Source organism: Acidicapsa borealis, assembly GCF_059115245.1.
In genome coordinates this window covers 5,277,016-5,299,249 of record NZ_JCACNY010000001.1, presented here as the reverse complement: position 1 = coordinate 5,299,249, position 22,234 = coordinate 5,277,016, and the positions used below count along the sequence as shown (strand labels likewise).

The following is a 22,234-nucleotide window of genomic DNA, read 5'->3' as shown; positions in this document are numbered from 1 at the left end:
GAGTTGCAAAGGCAAAGGCGCGGGTTTTGGCCGCGCCTCTTCTTTGCTGCTTATTCTGATTTCGGTTAGACGCCTACGGTGGCTTGTTCGAGGACTGAGCTGGTGTGCTGGATTCTGTCGCCTAGTTTGTGGAGGCGGAGGAAGTTGGTGCTGCCAGATTTGGTGCCGGTGCCGGCGATGAGGGCGATTACGTCGCCGTTCTGGGCGTAGTGGTTTTGTTCGAGGAGAGTTTCGGCCAGCTCGACCATTGCTTCTGTGCTGTGGACCTTGGAGCAGCGGATGGGGGTGACTCCCCAGAGGAGGTTGAGGCGGTTGATGGTTACGTCTACCGAGCTGAAGGCGTAGATGGGGGCCGCTGGCTGGTACTTGGACAGCTTGATGGCGGTGGCTCCGGTTTCGGTGAAGATGGCGATGCCGCGCAGGTCGAGGTCTTCGGCGGCGTGGGCGGTGGCTTCACAGATGGTTTCGGCGACGGAGAGGGTCTTGTGGCGCAGGCGGGTGGCGTATGCGCCTTCGGCCTTGGCGAGGGCGATGTTGTCTTCGGCTTCGGCAACGATCTTGGCCATCATGCGGACGGCTTCGACGGGGTAGGCGCCCATGGCGGATTCGCCGGAGAGCATGACGGCGTCGCTGCCGTCGTAGATGGCGTTGGCTACGTCGGAGACTTCGGCGCGGGTGGGGCGAGGGTTTTCGATCATCGACTCGAGCATCTGCGTGGCGGTGATGACCGGCTTGCGGAGGTCGGCGGCGCGGCGGATGATGAGCTTCTGCAGGGCGGGAACTTTCTCGGGGGGAACTTCGACACCGAGGTCGCCGCGGGCAACCATGATGCCGTCGGTGACGGCGAGGATTTCTTCGAGATTGTCGATGGCCTGGGGCTTTTCAAGCTTGGCGATGATCCAGGTGGCTCCGCCGTAGTGGGCGACACGCTCGCGGACCTGGGTGATGTCTTCGGCGCTGCGGACGAAGGAGACGGCTACGGCGTCGGCACCGGCTCTGAGCGCGAATTCGAGATCTTCGTCATCTTTTTCGGAAAGCGCGGGGACTTTGACGGCTACTCCAGGGAGGTTGATGCCCTTGTTTTCGCCGAGTTTGCCGCCATTGACGATGACGCAGGTGACGTCGCCGCCGTTGACTTCTTCGACGCGGAGTTCGATGAGGCCGTCGGAGAGGAGGATGCGGGAGCCGGGCTCGACGTTTTCTGCGAGGGTTTTGAAGATGGTTCCGACTTCTTTGGCAGTGCCTTCCACTTCGCGTGGGGTGATGGTGATCTTTTCGCCGGCGACGAGCATGACGGCTTTGTGATCGACGAGCTTGGAGGTGCGGATCTTGGGGCCCTGGAGGTCGGCCAGGATACAGAGAGGCTTGTGCTCTTCGCGGGATACTTTGCGGATCATGTGGATGAGTGCGAGCTTGTCTTCGTGGGTGCCATGGGAGAAGTTGAGGCGGGCTACGTCGAGGCCGGCGCGGACGAGCTGGCGGAAGGTTTCTTCGGAGTTTGACGCGGGGCCCAGGGTGGCGACGATCTTGGCGCGTCGCATGAGGTGTGTGTCGTTAAAGCTAAGGTCGTTGGTGGACATCGGTGTGGCTCCAGCTAATCTTATGTTCCGTTCAGCGAGGAACGGGTTCGTTTCTCAGTGCCCTGCGAGCGGCGGCCTGGCCGCGGGGGAGCTGGCAGGAAGAAGGGTTGGCTGGGTATCAAACGTTGCACCGACGCATGAACGAGGGGCAAATACGTCCACCAGCCCGCCTAATTGTACAGGAATGGGGTTTACGGAAAGAGGCGCGCGGCGGGGAGTTAGCGGTTACGCAAGGCGAGAATTGAGGACATTTTTCTTGAGAATGCGACGGGTTCTTGTGCGCTGATTCTTTCTACATGGGTGGATCGGGGAGGGTGGTTTGGAGGGGCTCGGGGTGGTGTGTGGCCTTGTTGTGGATGGCGGCCTGACGGCGTTCGCGGTAGAGGACGCCGTTGAGCTGGGCGCCGAGCAGGACGCTGTAGGAGGTCAGGTAAAGCCAGACCAGGGTGGCGATGGCAGTGCCGAGGGAGCCGTAGATGACGGTGTAGTCGGCGACGCTGGTGACGTAGAGGCCGAAGGCGAGGGTGGTGGGGAACCAGAGCAGGGTCGCGGTGATGGCTCCGGGGGCTACGCGGGGCCAGCGTTCGTGGCTATTGGTGCCGAAGTGGTAGACGGCTCCGAGTACAGCCATGCTGGTGAGAACGGCGAGGGTCCAGCGGGCGAGCCGCCAGAGGATGAGGACGGCGGTGTGGAGTTCGTATTCGGAGTTGCGGACCATCCAGGTTTCGATGGGGTGGCCGAAGATGACGGCGAGGGTGGCGATGGAGAGCGGGACGAGGGCAATGGGGACCAGGAGGAAGGCGCGGAGACGCTGTTCCCATTTGCCCCAACTGTTGACGGGGAGGCGGTAGGCGCGGCGGAAGCCGTCCATGAGGGTGGACATGACGCCCCAGGCGGCGACGACGGACAGGGACGCGGCGGAGAGGAGGACTTGGAGGGAGAAGGTACGCTGGTTTTCGAAGTAGGAGAGCAGCAGTGACATGGTGTCGGCGGGGAGGAATTGTTCGGCGCCGCCGCGGAGCTCGTCAAGGAGGGGGTTGGTGGGACCATCACCGGTGGGAAGAAGCGCGAGGATGGTGGTGGCGACGAGGAATGCGGGAAAAAGCATCAGCATGCCGGAATAGGCAGTGGCTTTGGCGGTGTCGAGTACGTCGTTGGAGATGGATTGGACGATGGCTCGCAGGATGGCCTGCCGCATGGTGGCGAATCGAGTGTGCCTGAGCCTTGAAGTTGCCATCAGACTGAGAGTAATTGAAGGCGGGGAATAGGGAATAGGGAATAGGGATGCAGATTGGCTAGTGGCCGCGGATGATCAGGGCCAGGATGATGTTGACGATGGTAAGTGCCGGGGGAAGGAAAATCTGAACGAGGAAGCTGCCCAGGAAGAAGATCAGGATCGCGCCGTAGCGGGCGATGGAGTCGTAGGACTGGAGAGCGTTATACGGGAGCAGGTTGCGGAGGATGCGGCTCGCATCGAGGGGCGGAACAGGAAGCATGTTGAAGAAGATGAGGCCGAGGTTGACGCGGATGAGGAGCATGCCCAGGAGATAGAGAGCGCCGGGGACGGATTGCAGGAGAGAGAAGTTGTCTTCTGCGGAAGGCGTGGCACCGGGTGCGGTTGCGGGCAGGATGGCCGGCAAGGCGAGGGCGAGGACGACGATGAGGGCCATGCCGACGACGACGAGGATCAAGTTGCCGGTTGGCCCGGCCAGGGTGATGAGGTTGTCGTCCCGGGTAATCTTCCTGAGGTTGCGCGTGATGATGGGGGTAGGTTTGCCCCAGCCCATGATGACGCTGCCGTTGCCGAACCAGGTGAAGCCGATGAGCGGGCCGAAGATCATGAGTCCGGGGTAGAGCAGGGTGCCGAAGGGATCGATGTGCTGGGTGGGATTGAGGGAGATGCGGCCTTCGAGGCGGGCAGTGTGGTCGCCGAGGCGTGAGGACATCCAGGCTTGCGCGCACTGGTGGACGGAGATGGAAAAGAGGAGGATAGCGAACTGGTATAGGGCGACGACCAGTTCCATGCTGGGACCTTGCATGTATTTTTCCTGCCCTTTCTCCTGGTGCGAAAGGTCAGATTAGCATGCTGGGCGGGGGTGTTGACGGCAGAGACGAAGGTAAGCGTCCAGTGGAACGCCGCGAAATGCCATCGATTGTGGGCGGCTACGCGGGCTGGATGCGAAGCCACACAGGGACCCTAACTGATTCGTGCGAGCTGAAAAGTGGTGTGCTCTGCGGATCGAAACAGCTATTTCGGGCGCGTCGCTGTAAAGGAACCGTCGTAGGACGAGAATTGCCAATTTCCGCTGAGGGTTGCGGTGTCCAGTTTGCCGACAATTTGCATCTGATCCGTCGTCCCAGCTTCTTCTGATGTGAAGTTGAACGCGAGCTCCAATTTCCCATCCTTGAAAGTTCCTGCTACCGCAGCTTTGCCGAAGGTCCCGGTAACTTTGCCGGCGGAGTCGACGGTGAATTCGGCTTCTACTTCGCGGTCACCGCCTTGCGTATCGAGCACGAAATGCCACTTGCCGGCGATCCCGTCGGCTTTGGCGGGGGCATCCTGTGTGGGAGCCTGGGTTTGAGTTTGAGCGAGCGCCGGAGGCTGTGCCTTTGTCGTTGTGAGGCCTGTCAGCAAGCTCATTGTCATGATCGCTACCGGTAGAAATCTCTTCATCGTGCGGCTCCCTTTTGAGCGCTGTCGACCACGCAGGCTCGACATTCGACCTAACTATACCGGATGCTGCGGCTTTCCCTGGCTGAAGACGAAATTGATTTTTCGCAACCGAGCTAAACCGGGCGTTACGGCTCGTTCGCAGCAACGGGATGGCTGCAAGGATAGTGTAGCTATCATTTCAAGGGTTGTTCCTGGCCGTAGAGGTTGAGCAATGTGTGATGGATGACTGCTCGGAATTCGTAAGCTTCTTTGGGGTCAAGGCTTTCTACCTTGGCGGTGAAGGGGCCGGCTTGGGTGAGGGTTTGGGTTTTTGTGGCGGTCCAGGCTGAGCTGCGGGAGTTGACGTCTTCGCCCTGGATGGGGCGGTACTCGAAGGTGGCTTCGAGTGAGGTGCTGTCGCCCATGTCGTCAAGCTTGCCTTCGAGGGTGGCAGAGCTGCCGGTGCGGGTGGCTTTGAGGGTTTCTACCCGGGGTGGGGCGAGGGCTGGCTCTACGTTCGAGAGCTTGATGACGGTGGGGTTGGGCCAGCGGAAGTTATCCTGCAGGCGCTGGGCGGCGAGGACGTGGATGTGGAGGCCGTCTTTCTCCTGATGGAAGGTGGATTGGGGCGTGATCTCGGGGTGGTATTCGACGACTTTGTCGTTCTGGCCGAGGACGCTGATCTCTGTCTTTGGCGTGGCGCGGACGGAGTGGAGAACGAACTCTTTCCAGGTGGCGCGGGGCCAGGGTTTGTCTGACTCAGCGATGGCGTAGAGGGCGCTGGAGTCCTTCTTTTTGGTGAACCAGATGTCGCCTTCGTTGGTGATGACCCAGGGGCGGACGCCGTAGATGGATTCGCCGTTGACGAACATCCAGAGGGCGATTTCGCGGAGGCGTTCTTCTTCTTCGATGGGGAATTCGCCGTTGGGTTTGGGGCCTACGTTGAGGAGGAAGTTGCCGCCCTTGGCGCGGGTCTGGATGAGCATGCGGATGAGCTCGCCGCCGGAGCGGTAGTTTTCGTTCTGCGGCTGATACTGCCAGCCGATACCCATGGTCATGCAGGTTTCCCAGGCGCCGGGGATGGGCATGCCGGGGATGGTGAGTTCGGGGGTCTTGATGGCTCCGCGGGTGACGATGATTTTGGGGTCGATCTTCCAGGCGAGTTCGCGGAGGCCGTTGGGTTCGCCGTCGAGGAAGATAGCGTCGACTTTGCCGTAGTGGGTGAGTAGTTCCCGGATCTGGGCCTGGTCGTACTGCATGAGTGCGGGATTGTTGCGTGGCTCGACCTGCTCTGTATAGCGCTCGATGGGAATGTTGTGTTGGTTGAGCCACCAGAAGTCGTCGGGGGAGTAGTAGACACCGGTGGCGATGCCTTGCGCGCGGAAGGCTTCGAAGACTTCTTTTGTCACGTCGCGATGGAACGGGGTGTTCATGATGCCGAATGGGGTGGTCTTGGTATCCCACATGGCAAAGCCGGAGTGGTGCTTGGTGGTGAACATCACGTAGCGCACGCCGGCGAGTTTGGCCAGCGTGGCCCAGTCTTCGGGATGGAACTGGCGGGGGTTGAAGGTCTGCGGCAGTTCAGTGAAGAAGCGCTGTGTGTAATCCGGTGACGCGCCGACGAGGGAGTGGCTGATGACGACGCCGAGCTGGCTGTCGACGCTCCAGTGGATGAAGAGGCCGAAGCCCTGATCGCGAAACCATTCGAGGCGGTCTGGCTGGTTGAGGGAGCCGACTTCGGGATTGGCCGACTCCTGCGCGTGCAGCATCGGGGCTAAGACTACGGAGACACAAAGGGCGAAGGCGCGAAGCACTGGTAGGCGCATAGGTTTTTGGGGTTCTCCTGCGGGCGATGGCGGGCGTCGAAAACACGATACAGCAGCGAAGGCAGCATTGGCTTCTGTTCGTAAGCGCCGCTGGTGAGCAGGCCTTGTGCGCTTAAGTCTTTGTCAGCACCTGTAGCCGGGCCGGCATGCTCAGCGCTCAAGCAGGTCCGGAGTTTGCGGATAAGGACCTGGAGCACTTCGCTTTGTGCTTTGTAACGTCTGCATCAGACAAGGAATAACTCCTCGGAGACAAATACAGAGATAACCCACGTCATGCGCGACATAAGTTATCTCTGCACTTTTGAGAACTTCTCTATTTCTGCTGCTGGTCGGCGGTGCCTTGTGGGCCGAGGATCTGACCGTCGCCCAGGTTGGTGCCGGCGAGCACTACGGTGTGGGCGCCGACTCTGGCTTTGGCGCCGATCGTGGTGGGGGCGAAAACGAGCTTCTCGTAGTCATCCTGCTCGTGCGTGTGGGAGTAGATGCGGGCGTAGTTGCCGATCACGGCTCCGGGGCCGATGTGGATCTCCGAGCGGTCGTCGAGGAGGGCACGGTGGCGGATAATGGCGCCGTCTTCGATGGAGAGGTTGTAGCCGTAGGTGAGCTCGACGCCCTGGTCGATGCGGACTCCTTTGCCCATTTTGGCGAAGAGGTGCCGGCCAAGCATGCAGCGGAAACGGATGCCGAGCCAGTGATTCATGGCGATGGGGGAACGGTCGAACATAATCCAGAACCAGAGGAGCGGCTTGCTCTTGGCGAAGCGCTCGCGGTCGACGTCGGGGTAGTGCTCGGCTTCGAGGGTGATATTGATGGGGTCGATGGAGAGCTGGAGGACGTTGAGGGGGAGTTCGCTGGTGAGGGTGAAGTTGAGTTTGCCGCCGTGGGGACGACCGAGGTAGAGCTGGAAGAGCTGGTCGCGGACGATTTCCGAGCGGCGCTCGGCGGACTGGTGGCGGGTGAACTCGTCGTCGAGGAAGGCAATCCAGCGGCGGTAGACTTCTTCGGCCTCGGCCTGGGGGTGGGGTGGGCTGGGCTTGTCGGTATTCGCGGGCTGGGCGGTTTGAGTCTCGTTAGGCTGGGCCATATCTACTTAGGACGATACAACGGGGCAGAAGGATTCGGCACCTGCCGTGCGGTCGGACGGCTTCGGCCAGCTGATTACTTGAGAATCTTGGTCATTTTCAGAATGGGGAGAGTTTCGCCGTTTCTTAGAGGGACCTCGACGCGCTCAACCGGGACATAGCCTTTGAGGGTGTAGAGCGGGATGCCGGTGAGGGTGGAACCCATTTCGTAGCTGCAGAAACCGGCGGCGTGGGCGGTGGCTTCTACGTGGGCGAGGATGAGGCTGCCAAGGCCCTGACGGGCGAAGTCTGGATGGACGAAGATAGCGCGGATTTTTGCAGCATCAGTGGCGGGGTCAAGCTTTTCTGGTTCGCGCACGGTGGCGCCGTCGGAGCCGAAGAGGGTTTTGCGGTAGGACCAGCCGCCGCAGCCTGCTTTCACCGTTTTGCCGCTGGCGTCCCGGGTTTCTGCGATGAAGTAGGTCTGGTCACGGATGAGCTGAGTGTCGAGGCCGAGCACGGTGCCGATGGCGGCTTCCATCTGGGTGGGCGAGTAGTCGCTGGCCTGCAGACCGCGGATGGAGGCTTCGATCAGGGCGTGCAGGGCGGGAATGTCTTCCGGTTGGGCGGGGCGAATTTTCCAACGAGATCCAGGGTGAGTCGTCTCGGGCGGGTGATCGGTGGCCATTTCAGTTTCCATGTACCGACCGATTCTACTATCGGCTCGGACTGAGAATTATTTTCGAAATTCCTTGCATTCTCGGTACGTGTGGCACATACTGTGTGTAGCACGGTATGCGTGACACATGGTTCAGATAAACACAGCTTCCGATTTGTACGAGAATTTGCGGCTCGAACTCAGGCGGGGTTCGCTGGTGCTGGCGGTACTGGCGGCTTTGCGCACCGAGCGATATGGGTACACCTTGCGTAAGACGCTGAGTGATCGCGGGCTTGAGGTGGATGAGAACACTCTTTATCCACTGTTGCGCAGGTTGGAGAGCCAGGGATTGCTGGCGAGCGAGTGGCGCGAGGAGAAAAAGCGCAACAAGCGCTTTTACCGGCTTTCAGAGGCGGGCGGGCTGATGTTGACGCGGCTGCTGGAGGAGTGGGGAGCGATCCACGCGGCGGTGAACGAGATACTCGCGGGCGGCGAGATTGCAACGGAGGGCGATTATGTTGACGAACACACAACTGCTTGAGCGGTATCTGCATGCGATTGAGTTCTGGCTGCCGAAGGAGCAGCGGCGGGATATTCTTGCGGAAATCTCAGAGGATCTGAACTCGCAGATCGAGGAACAGGAAGAAGCGCTGGGTCGGCTGCTCACCGAGGCCGAGTTCGAGGCGCTCTTGAAGCAGCGCGGCCGGCCGATGCTGGTGGCGAACCGTTACCGGCCTCAGCAACAGTCGTTGATTGGGCCGACGTGGTTTCCGAGCTACGTTGCCGTGCTGAAGATGGCGGGAACCTGGTATGTCCCTGCCTGGATTGCGGTGTATGTCGTGGTGCAGCGGCTTCAGCATCCTGCGGATGGCTGGGCGACCACGGCGTTGGCGGCATGGTCGATTGGCTGGACGGTAGCTTTCTGGGCAGCGAGCGCGATCACTTTAACCTTTGCGCTGGTGCAATTCGCCGACTCGCGGACGCACTTCATGGAGAACTGGAATCCGCGCGAGTTGCCGGCGGTGAAGGACCTTTACAAGATTGCGCGGGCCAACTCGGTGGCCGAGGTACTGGTGGGGGTGGTGTTCATGTTGTGGTGGATCTCTGAAGCGTCCACGCCGGTCATCTTTCAGGGGCCTGCGTTCCGACTGGTTCTTACGCCGATGTGGCTGTATTTCTTCTGGGGATATCTCGCGATTGGCGTGTTCAATATCGGCGTATCCATTGCGAACTTCATGCGGCCTCACTGGACTGTCCTGAAGGCGGCGTTGCGGATGGTGAGTGATTTGGCGGCAGGGATACTTTTTTGCTGGCTGCTGAAGGCTCACGTCATTGCTGAAATGGCGATTGCAAATGCCAGCCCCGCGCGGACCGCGGACGTCCGGGGTGTGATCGAACTGTTGATGGAGAGATGTCTGCCATTTGCGGTGATTGTGGTGGCTGTCGTGGCCTCGGTTGACCTGTTTCGCGTCGTCCGGGTGAGCCGGGGTGAGCCAAAGCCGCTGAGCCGGAATGTGGTGGCGTGAGGGCGGGGTATTCGGAAAAGCGGCAGATTCTCTGCGGGAATGACAATCAAGAAACGAAGGAAATGTCATCCACGGAGGGCTATTCCGGGGTTGTTCACGGAAAATGCACAATCGGTTGCGCATTGGGGATTTGTTATCTGGCGGGGCGTGGGGGGGAGGGTATAGTATTGGCTTCGCCATGAAAAAAGCCTTTTATCTCCAATTGCTCTCCGTGTCGTTTGCGTGCCTTCCTCTGACTGCTACTCTGCCGGTTCTGGGGGAGAGTGCTGCTTCTGCTGCCCGGCCGATTCCCAATCCGCAGTTGAATAATCGGGAGCTGAATGCGCGGGTGGAGAAGCTGCTGAAGCAGATGACGCTGGAGGAAAAGATCGGACAGACGGTGCAGTATTCTGCCGGGTTTGCCACGGGGCCGGCGGGGGCTAAGGTCAGCTATGACGAGCTGACGGAGAAGGGCGCGATCGGTTCGATGCTCAATGTGTATGGAGCGGAGAAGACGAACCATTACCAGCATATTGCGATGGAGAAGTCGCGGTTGCATATCCCGATCCTGTTCGGTCTTGATGTGATTCACGGGTACAAGACCACGTTCCCGGTACCGCTCGGCCTCGCTTCCAGCTGGGATCCGAAACTGATCGAGGGGGTGGCGAGGACTTCGGGAGCTGAGGCGCGTCTGGATGGGGTGCAGTGGGCTTTTTCGCCCATGGTCGATATCGCCCGGGATGCACGTTGGGGCCGGATCGTCGAGTCAGCGGGCGAGGACCCTTATCTGGGCTCGGCGATTGCGCGCGGATGGGTGAAGGGGTATCAGCAGGGAGATTTGAGCAAGCCGGATTCAGTGGCAGTGAGTGTTAAGCATTTTGCTGCTTATGGTGCGGCAATTGCGGGGCGCGACTATAACGCTACCGACATGAGCGACATTACGTTGCGGCAGGTGTATCTGCCGCCGTATCACGCAGCGGTCGAGGAGGGTGCGGCGACGCTGATGTCGAGCTTCAACTCGATCAACGGCGTACCGGCGACGGCGAATCCTTATACGCTGACGCAGATTCTGCGCAAGGAGTGGGGGTTTGACGGGTTTGTGGTTTCGGACTGGGGCGCGGTGGCCGAGTTGCTGAACCACTCGATCGGTCCGGACGGAGCGACGGTGGCGCGCAAGGCACTTGAGGCCGGCGTGGACATGGACATGGAGGGCAACCTCTACGGGACGACGATCGCGGCGCAGGTGCGGTCGGGAGTAATTCCGGAATCGGTCGTAGACGAGGCCTGCCGGAGGATCCTGCGGGTGAAGTTTGCGATGGGGTTGTTTGAGCACCCGTATACGCAGGTGACTCCGCCGTATGAGCCGACGGCGGCGAAGCGGGAGCAGGCGCGGAAGGTGGCGGACGAGACGATTGTGCTGCTGAAGAACGATCCTGTCGAGGGCAGAGGTGTGCTGCTGCCGTTGAAGAAGGATGCGACGGTGGCGCTCATTGGGCCGCTGGCGGATTCGGCGAAGGACATGCTGGGCTCGTGGGGTGCGCTAGGCGAGGCCAAGTATGCGATCTCGCTGAAGCAGGCGTTGCAGGAGCGGCTGGGTGACAAGCTGCTTTACGCGAAGGGCACGGAGGTGCTGACCGGCGCGGATGCTGCGGTGATCCGGCATGTGAGCTTTGTCGACCAGGGCAACACGGCGGGAGCGAAGGAAGAGCCTGCGCCGGATGATGCGAAGACGATTGCCGAGGCTGTCGAGGTTGCGAAGAAGGCGGATGTGGCGATTCTGGCGCTTGGTGAGAGTGCAGACTGGATGACAGGCGAGGCTTCGAGCCGGGTGCATCTGACGCTGCCGGGCAAGCAGGAGGATTTGCTGGAGGCTGTCGCTGCGACAGGGAAGCCGGTGGTGCTGATTCTGTTTACGGGACGGCCGAGCGAGATCAAGTGGGCTGGTGAGCATGTCCCGGCGATTGTGGAGGCATGGTTTCCGGGGATGGAAGGCGGGCACGCGGTAGCGGATGTGCTGTTTGGGGATGTGAATCCTTCGGCGAAGCTGACGGTGAGCTTCCCGCGGGCTGTCGGGCAGGAGCCGCTTTACTATGCGCAGATGCCTACGGGGCGTCCGGCGGGACATACGGATCTGAGCCGGTTGCCGGCCAATGGGCTGGAAAAGTTCCTGTCGCGTTATATCGATGAAGACAATTCAGCGCTGTATCCGTTTGGATGGGGGCTTAGCTATACGAAGTTCAGCTACTCGCAGCCTACGGTGAACAAGGGGCAAATATCTGTCTCAGAAGCTGGGCACTCTGGAGCGCTGACCGCTGCGGTGGATGTTCGCAACACGGGGAGTGTGGCGGGGACTGAGGTGGTTCAGTTGTATCTGCGGAATACTTCGGCTTCTGTCGAGCAGCCGGTGCGGGAGTTGAAGGGGTTTGCGCGGGTTACGCTGGCGCCGGGGGAGTCGAAGCGTGTGGAGTTCCCGCTGGGATTCGATGAGCTGAGTTTCTATAACGTGGAGAGCAAGCGGGTGGTGGAGCCTACTACCTACAAGATTTGGGTGGGCGGGAGTTCGCTGGCTTCGGGAGAGACTTCTTTCGAGGTGAAGTGAGAAGGCAGGGAATAGGGAATAGGGAAAGTAACAGCAGATTCCCAAAGGGAATGACAGCAAGGAACGATTGGATGCAATGGAAAAGCCCCGCTGATGGCGGGGCTTTACTGTCGATGAGCTTGCTTGATGCCGCTTAGACCTTGAGGAAGATTTTGTTGCGGTACATGATCCAGACAGGCAGGAAGCAGATGGCCATGTAGGTGAAGGAGTAGCAGAAGGAGGCGAGGCCGGGGTTGGGGATGTGAGCGTAGGTATGGACGTAGAACCAGCCGAGAGGGCCGATGGCGCGACCGTTGTAGCTGAGCTGGAAGAGGTCGAGGAGGGTGCCGAGAAGCTCCGAGATCATGTAAGCGGCGATGGAGTTTGAGCCCAGGACGAGCAGTGGCCAGGTCCATTTGCCGCGCCATCCTTTCACTTCGATGGCCCAGAAGAAGAGGGCTAAGAGTGCCATCGAGATGCCGGCGGCGACGAGGGTATAAGAGCTGGTCCAGAGCTTCTTGTTGAGCGGGAACCAGTTGGCCCAGAGGCTGCCGAGGGCGATGAGGCCGGCTGCTCCTCCAGCCAGACCGGCGGCTTTGCCCTGGAGGGTGTGCTTGCTGCGCAGCCAGATGCCTGCCAGCAGGCCTAGCAGGGCAGTGCCAATGGCGGGAAGGGTGCTGAGCAGGCCTTCGGGATCGCGGGTCTTCTCGTAGAGGTGCGACGCGGCGAAGATCTGCCGATCGAGCCACGCTACCAGGTTGGCGTCGCGATCGAGGAACGGGATATCGGTGCCGGGCATACCGAGGCCGGGGACGGCGACGAAGCGCATGAGAATGTAGTAGGCGATGAGACAGAAGGCGATGACGGCGGCCTTGGTCTGCCAACGGCGGTCCCAGAGATAAAGCAGGCTGGCGATGAGATAGCAGATGCCGATGCGGGGGAGTACGCCGTAGTAGCGCCAGGTTTCCGGGGCGAAGTGCGGATGGTGTAAGAGAATCCCACCCGTATTGTTGACGATGAAGCCGAAGGCGATGAGGATGATGGCTCGGCGGACGGTTTGCACTGCGAGCTGAGCGCGGGTGGCGCCTTTGGCCAATCGGGCTTCAAAGGCGAAGACGATGGCGGCACCGACGAGGAAGAGGAATGTCGGGAAGACCAGGTCGGTTGGGGTCATGCCATTCCAGTCGGCGTGCTCCATGAATGGCCACGCTTTGTCGGACGCGTTGTTGTTGACCATGATCATGAAGGCAATGGTGAGGCCCCGGAGGGCGTCGAGGGAGATGAGGCGGCGCTGCAGGCCGGGGGCTGCTGGCTGGACGAGGACGGGATCGGATGTGGTTACAGGCATTGGGTCGGAGTCTCCGCTCTGCGAGGTGCTGGGTTGGGCCGGGATGTATCGCGCGGTGCCACCAAGCTATCGTTTCTGGCTCCTCTGCGCAAGCCAGTCCTGATGCGTGTACGGTACACTTTGGCTCGTGAGGGACGGGTTGGCGCAAAATTACTTTACTGTTGTTGGCGTTCTCATGCTGGGGATGGGCGCCTCTGGCTACGCGGGGCTTGCGCAAAATGCACCGCAGCCGGCGGCCCAGGTATCGGGCCAGAGTACGGGCCAGAGCACGGGAATGAGTTCCGGAAACTCGACAGGCGTTGTCGGTAAGGCTGTCTACGATGCGGAGCACCGGCCGATCACGGCAGGCGGCTTTGTTGCGACGGGGCCAACCATCTTCGCGGACATTTCGAAGCAGTCGGGCCTGGCGACGTGGTCGCATGTGATGGGAACTCCGGACAAGAAATACATTCTGGATGCCGACGGGTCGGGTGTGGCGCTGATCGACTATGACAACGATGGCTGGCTCGATATTTATCTCGTCAACGGCTCGACCTTCGATGCGCTGGATGGGAAGGTGGCGCCACCGCATGCTGCGCTGTTTCACAACAATCATGACGGGACGTTTACGGATGTGTCGGCGAAGGCGGGTGTGACCAACGACCGCTGGGGGTTTGGCGTGGCGGTCGGGGACTACGACAACGACGGCTGGCCAGATATGGTCGTGACCAATTACGGCAAGAACCGGCTCTACCACAACAACCATGACGGGACGTTTACCGATGTTGCGGAGAAGGCTGGCATTACGTTGGGTAACTGGTCGGCCGGAGCCAGCTGGGGAGATTACGACGGGGATGGTAAGTTGGACCTGTTTATCTCCGGCTACATTCACTTTGACCGGGATAAGTTGCCGGTAAGTGGGAATAAAGTGGTCGGGTATGCTGCCTGCAAGTTTCGTGGAGTGGTTGGAATGTGCGGGCCGCGCGGGCTTCAGGGTGAGCCAGACCATCTCTATCACAACAACGGCAACGGCACCTTCACGGATGTGAGTGTGAAAGCCGGCGTGGACGATGCGAACAAGTACTACGGTTTTACTTCGATCTTCGTCGACTTGAACGATGACGGCAAGCCAGACTTGCTGGTGGCGAATGATTCAGTGGCGAGTTATCTCTATATCAATAAAGGCAATGGGACATTTGAAGATGATAGCTACGTCTCCGGGTTTGCAGTGAACAAGGATGGGCGTGAAGTTGCTTCCATGGGCCTCGGCGTTGGCGACTACATGAACAATGGGCTGCTGGATATCATTGATACCGACTTCTCGGATGATTACAAGGTGCTATTTCATAACGATGGCGAGGCGAGCTTCACGGATGTAAGTTATCGGGCGGGGATTGCGCAGACGAGCATTCCATTCCTGGGATGGGGCACGGCCTTTATCGATTACGACAACGATAGCTGGCGGGATATTTTCATGGTGAATGGGCATGTGTATCCGGATGCCGGGGACCATGACTGGGGCACGAGTTATGCGCAGCGGCCGCTGCTGTTTCGGAATACGAAGGATGGGAAGTTCGAGTATATTCCGCCGGTGGCGGGAACGGGGCTGGCGGATGTGATTCCGGGGCGCGGTGCGGCGTTTGGGGATTTGTTCAATGACGGGAAGATCGATGTGGTGATCAACCCGATCGATGGGCCGGCGGTGCTGCTGAGGAATGTGAATCCGGACAAGCATCACTGGGTGGAGTTGAAGCTGGTCGGCGGCGGCAAGACTGCAACAAGCCCTGGAAGTCCTCGCGATGCGATGAACGCGACGGTGCGGCTGAAGGCTAATGGTGTGACGCAGCGGGATGATGTGATGTCGAGCGGGAGCTATATTTCCGCGAACGACCAGCGATTGCATTTTGGGCTGGGCGATGCAACCGACGCTGGGGCGGCGGAAATTCGCTGGCCATCCGGATTCAAGCAGACAGTGAAGCTGCCGGCGGTGGACCGAATTTACACCATCACGGAAGGTGTTGGAATCACTGACGCGTTGTGCAATGGCAAGCAGTGCGCTCCGGAGCCTGCTGCGAAATAGCGAAATAGCAAGGACAATCCATGGGTTGTTGCCGGTATCAGAAAGAGCGTGCGTGGATGCCGGGAATTGCTGTGGCGGCCTTGTTGTGCCTGCTGCCGGGAGCACCGGGGGGCGTGGCGCAACAGAAGCCAAAGCCTGCGGTACAGGAGGGTGGGCATATTACCGGTCCTCCTCATGCGCCGATGCTGGACGCGCAGAAGAGGCCAATCACCGCTGGTGGATTTGTGGATTCGGGGCCGGTGGTTTTTCAGGATGCGACGGTGGCTGCGGGGCTTGGGAAGTGGCGGCACGTAATGGGAACGCCGCAGAAGAAATATATCTTGGAGACCGATGGGTCGGGCGTCGGGCTGATCGACTATGACAACGATGGCTGGCTGGATATCTATCTCGTGAACGGCTCGACTTACAAGGCTCTGGAGGGAAAAGAGCCGGCACCGCATGCGGCGCTGTTTCATAACAATCATGATGGAACGTTTACCGATGTTGCGTTGAAGGCGGGCGTGGCGAACGACCGCTGGGGATTTGGTGTGGCGGTTGCGGACTATGACAACGATGGGTGGCCGGATATCTTTGTTGCGAATTTCGGCAAGAACCGGCTTTTTCACAACAATCATGATGGGACGTTCACGGACGTAGCCGAGAGGGCAGGAGTTACCCTGGGCAACTGGTCGGACGGGGCTACCTGGGGCGATTACGACGGGGATGGGCGCCTGGATCTGTTTGTCTCCGGGTATCTGCACTATGACGTGACGAAGCAGCCTTTGGCAGGGGATACGGATGTGCCCCGCGCCTTCTGCCAGTTGCGTGGGGCTCCGGTGATGTGCGGCCCGCGCGGGTTGAAGGGGGAGCCGGATCATCTGTTTCGTAACAATGGAGACGGGACATTTACGGATGTGAGCGTGAAAGCTGGCGTGGCTGATCCGCAGGGGTTTTATGGGTTCACGGCGATCTTTGCGGATGTGAATAACGATGGACGTATTGATCTGCTGGTGGCCAATGATTCGTCCCCGAATTTCCTGTACATCAATAAGGGGGATGGAACGTTTGAGGATGCGAGTTATGTCTCTGGATTTGCGCTGAACAAGGATGGGCGCGAGATCGCCTCGATGGGGCTGGCGGTCGGGGATACGCGCAACAATGGGTTGCTGGACCTGCTGGTGACAGATTTTTCAGATGACTATAAGGTGTTGTACCGGAACGACGGTGAGGGTGGTTTCTCGGATGTAAGCGACCAGGTAGGGATCGCGAAGATTCCGGTGCCGTTTCTGGGTTGGGGCGCGGGGCTGGTGGACTTTGACAACGATGGATGGAAGGACATCTTCATGGTCAACGGCCATGTCTATCCTGAGGTGGACCAGCATGATTGGGGTACAACGTATGCGCAGCGGCCGCTGCTGTTTCGGAGTGTGAAGGGGGAACACTTCGAGTATGTCCCGCCCGTAAAGGGGTCAGGGCTGGCTGTAGTGACGCCGGGGCGTGGGGCGGCCTTTGGAGATCTGTTCAATGATGGCAAGATCGATGTGGTGATCAGCCCGATCGATGGGCCGGCGGTGCTGTTGCGCAATGTTGATGCGGATACGCATCACTGGGTGGAGCTGAAGCTGGTTGGAGGCCCGAAAAGTCCGCGTGATGCCGTGGGGTCGACGGTGTATCTGAACGCGAATGGGATGCGGCAGCGCGGGGACGTTTTCAGCGGAGGGAGTTTTATCTCCTCGAATGACCCGCGGGTGCATTTCGGGCTTGGAGAAGCGACGGAGGCGGGGACGGCTGAGATTCATTGGCCATCTGGAGCGCATGAAAGGGTGAAGCTACCGGCGGTGGATCGCATCTATACGATAGTTGAGGGGCGTGGGATTCTTTCGAAGCCCTGAGGAATGACAGTCACAGAAGCTGGAACAAGTGCAACAGCAGATTCCCTGCGGGAATGACAAACAAGAAAAGCAAAGGCAATCTGATGCGTATAGGGATCGTCGGTGGCGGGATCGCGGGGCTGGCTGCGGCTTACGAGCTGGAGCTGGCGCGGCGCGCGGGTGCGGATGTTTCTTATGAATTGTTTGAGGCCGGGGCAAGGCTTGGTGGGGTGATTGCTTCGCAGGTTGTCGATGGAACGGTGATTGAACGCGGACCTGATTCGTTTTTGACAGAGAAGCCGGCGGCGCTGCAGCTTTGCCGCGAGCTGGGGCTTGACATAGATTTTGTCCCTTCCGATGACGCGCACCGGAAGACGTATATCGTGGTGCGGAACAGGCTGGTGGAGCTGCCGGATGGGCTGATGTTCCTGGTGCCAACGAAGATCTGGCCGATGGTGACGACGCGGCTTTTTGGGTGGTGGACGAAGGTTCGGATGGGGATTGAGCTGCTGCTTTCGCCGCGCAAGCGGGGCGGGGATGAGTCGGTGGCTTCTCTGGTGCGGCGGCATTATGGGCAGCAGGCGGTAGACCGGCTGGCTGATCCGCTGCTTTCGGGGATCTATGGCGGGGATGCTTCGGAGCTGAGTGCGCAGGCGGTGCTGCCACGGCTGGTGGATATGGAAGTGAGGTATGGTTCACTCACGAAGGGGATGCTGGCGGGTTTAGCGGCGCGGGCGGCTGAGGCGGAAGAAACCGATGCTCAGCCGGAGCAGAAGCCGATTTTTACGACGCTGCGGATGGGCCTGCAGGAGCTGGTGGATGCGCTGGTGGCCCAGCTCGATCCGGCCCGGCTGCATATAGGGGAAGCGGTTTTGCGAGTGGACCGGCTCAACGACGCTAATGGGGGATGGTCGGTGACGCAGGCAGGTTCAGAGATGGAGAATCTGGCGAATCCGCAGTGTTTCGATGCTTTGATTGTGGCGACTCCGGCGTGGTCTGCAGCCGAGATGCTGGGGGCCGTGGACCGGCAGTTATGCGATGAGCTGGGGCGGATTCCGTACAGCTCTTCGGTGACAGTGAACCTGGTGTATGACGGGGAAGAGTTGGACCCGTTGCCGCCGGGGTTTGGGTTCCTGGTGCCGGCGGTGGAAGGGCGAGCGATGCTGGCCTGCACGTTTATTCATCGCAAGTTTCCGGGGAGGACAGCGCCGGGGAAATCAGTCTTGCGGGTGTTTCTGGGCGGCGCGCGGCGGCCTGGGTTGCTGGATGACACGGATGAGGCGCTTTCGTCGCTGGTGCAGCGGGAGCTGTTTGAGGTGCTGGAGATCTCTGCTGTTCCTGAGCTTGTCGAGGTGCAGCGGTGGCCTCGAGCGATGGCGCAGTATGCGGTGGGACACACGGATCGGGTCGAACGGATTCGCGAACGGCTGGCGGGGTTACCGGGTTTGCAGCTGGTGGGAAATGCCTACGACGGGATTGGGATTTCAGACTGCATCCGGCTGGGGCGTAGGGCTGCGCGGGGTTTGGTGGACGCAGCCGTGAATGCACGCCTTTCGTAATCGAGATTGAAATAGATCGGGCCTTCAGCCCTAGATCTGGGGAGCCTGGCCAAACCCAGAGCGTTGCCCTGGGCTGGTATGGTGTCGCGCCTTTGGCGCTTGGTGCCTTCGTTTATGCGCCCAGGGTGCCTAGCCACAAGCCTATGGCGTAGGTGACTGCTCCTTCGACTGCGCCCACTGCAGTCATTTCAAAGCCGCTGGCCCACCAGCTTCTTACCGTGATCAAGGACTTGGCTGCGCCTACGGCGAAATGGGCTACGAGCGAGACGACGGCTGCAACGACGACCGCTGTTATGCCGCTGAGGAAAAAGAACGGGATAACGGGGATGATGGCTCCTATGGCTGTCGAGAGGGCGCCGGAGGTGGCTGATACCCACGGGACTTTCAGGCCGTCTTCGGAGGTGGAGAGCCGTTCTGCGGCCAGGGCGTTGAGCAGGGTTTCAGGATCGGCGGCGAGGTGTTCGGCTACGTTGTCGGAGTCTTCTTCGGGAAGGCCCTTGACCTGGTAATAGAGGCTGAGCAGTTCGCGGGCCTCGGAGGGATTCATGGAGATGGCTTCGCGTTCGCGGGCTAGCTCGGCTTCGTAGATCTCGCGTTCGCTCTTGGCGGCGAGGTAGGCACCTGATCCCATGGACAGGGCGCTGGCGATCATGCCTGCGAGTCCTGCGAGGAGCACATATTTGGCCTGGTGTTCGCTGGACTGGCCGGCGGTTGCTCCTGAAACGCCGGAGACGATGCCGAAGATGGCTCCGAGGCCGTCGTTGACGCCGTAGATGGCGTCGCCGATCCAGCTTCCGGCCTGTTTGCGGCCTTTGTTGCGCTTGGCGAGAAGTTCTTCGAGGAGGGTCTTGGCGTTGAGGAAGGGCTTGCCTTCGGCGGACTTGTGGGACCGGCCGCGGAGCAGGGAACCGAGTTCGCGATGGTGCTGTTTTTCGTCTTCGATGACGTGTTCGAGGATGGCGATGGAGGTTTCGTCGCCGAGGTTTTTCAGTTGAGTGCCATAGCTGGCAATGTGCCGGCTTTCGTCGATCTCGAGGCGGCGGAGGGCCATGAGCGGACCGCCGGCGCGGGTAGCGAGGGAGTCTGCGTCGCCGTGCGGGTTGCCGGTGTAGACGGGCTGCTGGCCGCCCAGCTCCAGGATGCGGTTGGCCCAGAGGGCCGCGTGTTCGAGCTCGGCTGCGGCGAGGTGGCGGAGGACGCTGGCACGCACGGCGTCATGTTCGCGGTCGGCGAGAGCGAGATAGGTGTGGTAACTTTCCATCTCGGCCTGCCAGTTGCCGGCGAGACTGTCGAGGATCTTCTTGGTGCGGTTGTTCGGGGTGGGCAAGCTGGCTCCTGGTTTGCAGTTTGGACGTGACGCGCGGCGTTACAGATTCATCTTGCTTCTGAGCATAGTGGAAAGACTGGCTTTTTGTATGGCGTGAGTTGCGGGGTAGTTTCGGGTAGACTCACAGGGATTGACGGTCGCTGCCGGACGGTTTGTTCAGGAGAGTTTATGGTTCGCAGATTTCTTTCGTTGCTCTTAGTTGCAGAGATTGTGGGCGGGGTTGGCTTGAGCTGTTGCGCCCAGGGTGGTGGTCAAAGTAGCGCGCTGAAAGGCATCGAGCCGGGCGACATGAACACGAGCGTGGCGCCATGCCACAACTTCTTTGACTACGCCAATGGGGCCTGGCGGAGCGAGCATCCAATTCCTGCTTCGATGGACCGATGGAGCCGGCGGTGGGAGGCGGGCGAGGTGAACAAGCAGCAGTTGCAGGTGATCCTGGAGGATGTTTCGTCGAAGGCGGGGCAGGCAACAGGCAGTCCGGCGCAGCAGACGGGCGACTTTTACGCGGCGTGCACGAATGTGAAGGCGATCAATGCGGCTGGGCTGACGCCATTGAAGCCGTACCTGGCCAAGATTGATGCCATAAGGAATGGTGGGGATCTGCAGGCGGAGATCCGGGAGCTACAAGCGATTGGCGTGGCGGTGCCGTTTTCTGTGAATGGAAATCAGAATCCTCATGATCCTGGGCAGGTGATGGCGGATGTGAGTCCGTCGGGGCTGGGATTGCCGGACCGGGACTATTACCTGAAGCCTGACAAGCGGTTTGAGGATGCGCGGGCTGGGTACCTCGTGTACGTCGCGAAGATGCTGCGTATGAGCGGGTATTCGGAGGCGCAAGCCAAGGCTGGTGCGGATACAGTGATGCGCGTCGAGAAGGGATTGGCGGCGGCTTCTTTGGACAATGTGGCGCTCCGCGATCCGCACGTGCATGATCATCCAACGAGCGTGGCCGGTTTGCAGAAGATGACGCCGCATTTCGATTGGACGGTGTATTTGCGCGGTGCGGGAATTCCGCTGGAAACGGTCAATGTGGACCAGCCGGCGTTCCTGGTGGAAGTGGAGAGGCAGCTTATTTCCACACCGATTGCGGATTGGAAGGTGTACCTGCGCTGGCAGCTGGTGAACTCCGAGGCGGGTGCGCTGCCGGAGGAGTTTGATTCGGCGCGGTTTGGTTTTTTCGCGAAGGAGCTTGGCGGTGTGGCGGAGCAGAAGCCGCGGGCGCTGCGTTGTGCGGAGCAGACGGACGCGATGCTGGGCGAGGCGCTTGGGCAGGAGTATGTGAAGCGGTATTTTCCGCCGGAGGCGAAAGCTCGGGCGACGGAGATGGTGACCAATATCCTGCTGGCGATGCATGACACGCTGGAAGGTCTGCAGTGGATGACTCCGGCGACCAAGACGAAGGCGCTCGAAAAGCTGGCTGCGGTGAAGGTGAAGGTTGGGTATCCGGATAAGTGGAAGGATTACTCTTCTGTGAAGATTACGCGCGGGAGCTATTTTGAGGATGTGATTGCAGCTTCGCGGTTTGCGGTGCAGGACGATCTGAAGACGATTGGTAAACCAGTGGACCGCTCTCGCTGGGGGATGACGCCACCGACCTCGAACGCCTATTACAACCCGCAGATGAACGAGATTGTGTTTCCGGCGGGGATTCTGCAGCCGCCGGCTTTCAGCATGCAGGTGACAGACGCGGTGAATTATGGGGCGATCGGGGTGGTGATCGGACATGAGATTTCGCACGGCTTCGATGACCAGGGAGCGCAGTTTGACGCGACGGGACGGCTGGAGAACTGGTGGACTCCTGAGGATTTGAGCAAGTTTCACGAGAAGACTTCGTGTGTGGTGAAGCAGTTTGACGGGTACACGATCGACGGAGCTCCGGATATTCATATCAACGGGAAGCTTGTGCTGGGGGAGTCGATCGGGGATCTGGCGGGATTGAAGATCGCTTATCTTGCCTTCAAGAAGACGGCGCAGGGGCAGTCGCAACAGAAGGTTGGCGGGTTTACGCCCGATGAGCAGTTCTTTATCGCGTGGGGGCAGTTCCGCGGCGATGCGACGCGACCGGAGACGCAGAAGCTGATGGTGCAGGGGGATCCACATCCGGTGGCGAAGTATCGCGTGCTGGGGCCGATGTCGAATTTTCCGCCGTTTGCTGAGGCGTTCGGATGCAAGGCTGGCTCGGCGATGGTGCGGAGTGAGGCGGAGCGGTGCGTGGTCTGGTAACTTCCGG

Annotated in this window: 17 protein-coding genes; 7 read left to right on the top strand and 10 right to left on the bottom strand. The window is 60.1% G+C overall.

Annotated elements, in window-relative coordinates:
* Nucleotides 1–65: 65 nt before the first annotated feature.
* From pyk to AC5S27_RS21520, 8 genes are all read right to left on the bottom strand, one after another.
* Nucleotides 66–1,580: a pyruvate kinase gene (gene pyk / locus AC5S27_RS21555; RefSeq protein ID WP_493936620.1), complete on the bottom strand. Its 1,515-nt coding sequence runs from the start codon at nucleotides 1,578–1,580 to the stop codon at nucleotides 66–68.
* A 292-nt stretch (nucleotides 1,581–1,872) separates the two neighbouring features.
* On the bottom strand, nucleotides 1,873–2,778 hold the full coding sequence (locus AC5S27_RS21550) for a YihY/virulence factor BrkB family protein (RefSeq protein WP_493936619.1): 906 nt from the start codon (nucleotides 2,776–2,778) through the stop codon (nucleotides 1,873–1,875).
* A 97-nt stretch (nucleotides 2,779–2,875) separates the two neighbouring features.
* Nucleotides 2,876–3,619 carry a site-2 protease family protein gene (locus tag AC5S27_RS21545; RefSeq protein WP_493936618.1) on the bottom strand — a complete coding sequence of 248 codons (744 nt, stop codon included), beginning with the start codon at nucleotides 3,617–3,619 and terminating at the stop codon, nucleotides 2,876–2,878.
* Nucleotides 3,620–3,828: 209 nt separating this feature from the next.
* Nucleotides 3,829–4,254, bottom strand: coding sequence for a hypothetical protein (locus AC5S27_RS21540; protein WP_493936617.1), 426 nt, complete (start codon nucleotides 4,252–4,254; stop codon nucleotides 3,829–3,831).
* Between the two features lie 173 nt (nucleotides 4,255–4,427).
* Nucleotides 4,428–6,059: an alpha-L-fucosidase gene (locus tag AC5S27_RS21535; RefSeq protein WP_493936616.1), complete on the bottom strand. Its 1,632-nt coding sequence runs from the start codon at nucleotides 6,057–6,059 to the stop codon at nucleotides 4,428–4,430.
* Entirely contained in the window at nucleotides 6,014–6,220 is a 207-nt protein-coding gene (locus tag AC5S27_RS21530; RefSeq protein WP_493936615.1) for a hypothetical protein, read from the bottom strand. The genes AC5S27_RS21535 and AC5S27_RS21530 overlap by 46 nt, the downstream gene beginning before the upstream one ends.
* A 152-nt stretch (nucleotides 6,221–6,372) precedes the next feature.
* Nucleotides 6,373–7,143 (bottom strand): acyltransferase, encoded by a 771-nt coding sequence (locus tag AC5S27_RS21525; RefSeq protein ID WP_493936614.1) that lies wholly within the window; start codon nucleotides 7,141–7,143, stop codon nucleotides 6,373–6,375.
* A gap of 74 nt (nucleotides 7,144–7,217) precedes the next feature.
* Complete coding sequence (locus tag AC5S27_RS21520) at nucleotides 7,218–7,808, bottom strand: GNAT family N-acetyltransferase (protein WP_493936613.1); 591 nt, start codon at nucleotides 7,806–7,808, stop codon at nucleotides 7,218–7,220.
* Between the two features lie 118 nt (nucleotides 7,809–7,926).
* Between AC5S27_RS21520 and AC5S27_RS21515 the strand changes: the two genes are divergently transcribed.
* The 3 genes from AC5S27_RS21515 to bglX all read left to right on the top strand — a co-directional run bounded on the left by AC5S27_RS21515 (nucleotide 7,927) and on the right by bglX (nucleotide 11,882).
* Nucleotides 7,927–8,319, top strand: a complete 393-nt coding sequence (locus tag AC5S27_RS21515; protein WP_493936612.1) for a PadR family transcriptional regulator — start codon at nucleotides 7,927–7,929, stop codon at nucleotides 8,317–8,319.
* Nucleotides 8,294–9,304, top strand: a complete 1,011-nt coding sequence (locus AC5S27_RS21510; RefSeq protein WP_493936611.1) for a hypothetical protein — start codon at nucleotides 8,294–8,296, stop codon at nucleotides 9,302–9,304. Before AC5S27_RS21515 ends, AC5S27_RS21510 begins: the two co-directional genes overlap by 26 nt.
* Before the next feature lie 178 nt (nucleotides 9,305–9,482).
* Nucleotides 9,483–11,882 (top strand): beta-glucosidase BglX, encoded by a 2,400-nt coding sequence (gene bglX, locus AC5S27_RS21505; protein ID WP_493936610.1) that lies wholly within the window; start codon nucleotides 9,483–9,485, stop codon nucleotides 11,880–11,882.
* 133 nt (nucleotides 11,883–12,015) lie between these two features.
* Here the strand turns inward: bglX and AC5S27_RS21500 are convergent, their stop codons facing one another.
* Nucleotides 12,016–13,209 (bottom strand): acyltransferase family protein, encoded by a 1,194-nt coding sequence (locus tag AC5S27_RS21500; RefSeq protein WP_493936609.1) that lies wholly within the window; start codon nucleotides 13,207–13,209, stop codon nucleotides 12,016–12,018.
* 175 nt (nucleotides 13,210–13,384) lie between these two features.
* Here AC5S27_RS21500 and AC5S27_RS21495 point away from each other — a divergent pair, with 175 nt between their 5' ends.
* The 3 genes from AC5S27_RS21495 to hemG are packed head-to-tail and all read left to right on the top strand — an operon-like array spanning nucleotide 13,385 to nucleotide 18,677.
* Nucleotides 13,385–15,268: a CRTAC1 family protein gene (locus tag AC5S27_RS21495; RefSeq protein WP_493937348.1), complete on the top strand. Its 1,884-nt coding sequence runs from the start codon at nucleotides 13,385–13,387 to the stop codon at nucleotides 15,266–15,268.
* A 56-nt stretch (nucleotides 15,269–15,324) separates the two neighbouring features.
* Complete coding sequence (locus AC5S27_RS21490; RefSeq protein ID WP_493936608.1) at nucleotides 15,325–17,139, top strand: CRTAC1 family protein; 1,815 nt, start codon at nucleotides 15,325–15,327, stop codon at nucleotides 17,137–17,139.
* A gap of 53 nt (nucleotides 17,140–17,192) precedes the next feature.
* Nucleotides 17,193–18,677: a protoporphyrinogen oxidase gene (hemG, locus tag AC5S27_RS21485; RefSeq protein WP_493936607.1), complete on the top strand. Its 1,485-nt coding sequence runs from the start codon at nucleotides 17,193–17,195 to the stop codon at nucleotides 18,675–18,677.
* A 112-nt stretch (nucleotides 18,678–18,789) separates the two neighbouring features.
* Here the strand turns inward: hemG and AC5S27_RS21480 are convergent, their stop codons facing one another.
* A complete protein-coding gene (locus AC5S27_RS21480; protein WP_493936606.1) occupies nucleotides 18,790–20,004 on the bottom strand; it encodes a VIT1/CCC1 transporter family protein in 1,215 nt (404 codons plus the stop codon).
* A gap of 168 nt (nucleotides 20,005–20,172) precedes the next feature.
* Between AC5S27_RS21480 and AC5S27_RS21475 the strand changes: the two genes are divergently transcribed.
* On the top strand, nucleotides 20,173–22,227 hold the full coding sequence (locus AC5S27_RS21475; protein ID WP_493936605.1) for a M13 family metallopeptidase: 2,055 nt from the start codon (nucleotides 20,173–20,175) through the stop codon (nucleotides 22,225–22,227).
* Nucleotides 22,228–22,234: the final 7 nt, after the last annotated feature.

Excerpts from the sequence above, each read along its gene's own strand:
- hemG (WP_493936607.1), top strand. The coding sequence starts at position 17,193 with ATGACAAACAAGAAAAGCAAAGGCAATCTGATGCGTATAGGGATCGTC.
- AC5S27_RS21510 (WP_493936611.1), top strand. The coding sequence starts at position 8,294 with ATGTTGACGAACACACAACTGCTTGAGCGGTATCTGCATGCGATTGAG.
- AC5S27_RS21525 (WP_493936614.1), bottom strand. The coding sequence starts at position 7,143 with ATGGCCCAGCCTAACGAGACTCAAACCGCCCAGCCCGCGAATACCGAC.
- AC5S27_RS21520 (WP_493936613.1), bottom strand. The coding sequence starts at position 7,808 with ATGGCCACCGATCACCCGCCCGAGACGACTCACCCTGGATCTCGTTGG.
- AC5S27_RS21550 (WP_493936619.1), bottom strand. The coding sequence starts at position 2,778 with ATGCGGCAGGCCATCCTGCGAGCCATCGTCCAATCCATCTCCAACGAC.
- AC5S27_RS21515 (WP_493936612.1), top strand. The coding sequence starts at position 7,927 with ATGGTTCAGATAAACACAGCTTCCGATTTGTACGAGAATTTGCGGCTC.
- AC5S27_RS21500 (WP_493936609.1), bottom strand. The coding sequence starts at position 13,209 with ATGCCTGTAACCACATCCGATCCCGTCCTCGTCCAGCCAGCAGCCCCC.
- AC5S27_RS21475 (WP_493936605.1), top strand. The coding sequence starts at position 20,173 with ATGGTTCGCAGATTTCTTTCGTTGCTCTTAGTTGCAGAGATTGTGGGC.
- pyk (WP_493936620.1), bottom strand. The coding sequence starts at position 1,580 with ATGTCCACCAACGACCTTAGCTTTAACGACACACACCTCATGCGACGC.
- AC5S27_RS21545 (WP_493936618.1), bottom strand. The coding sequence starts at position 3,619 with ATGCAAGGTCCCAGCATGGAACTGGTCGTCGCCCTATACCAGTTCGCT.
- bglX (WP_493936610.1), top strand. The coding sequence starts at position 9,483 with ATGAAAAAAGCCTTTTATCTCCAATTGCTCTCCGTGTCGTTTGCGTGC.
- AC5S27_RS21490 (WP_493936608.1), top strand. The coding sequence starts at position 15,325 with ATGCCGGGAATTGCTGTGGCGGCCTTGTTGTGCCTGCTGCCGGGAGCA.
- AC5S27_RS21535 (WP_493936616.1), bottom strand. The coding sequence starts at position 6,059 with ATGCGCCTACCAGTGCTTCGCGCCTTCGCCCTTTGTGTCTCCGTAGTC.
- AC5S27_RS21495 (WP_493937348.1), top strand. The coding sequence starts at position 13,385 with ATGCTGGGGATGGGCGCCTCTGGCTACGCGGGGCTTGCGCAAAATGCA.
- AC5S27_RS21540 (WP_493936617.1), bottom strand. The coding sequence starts at position 4,254 with ATGAAGAGATTTCTACCGGTAGCGATCATGACAATGAGCTTGCTGACA.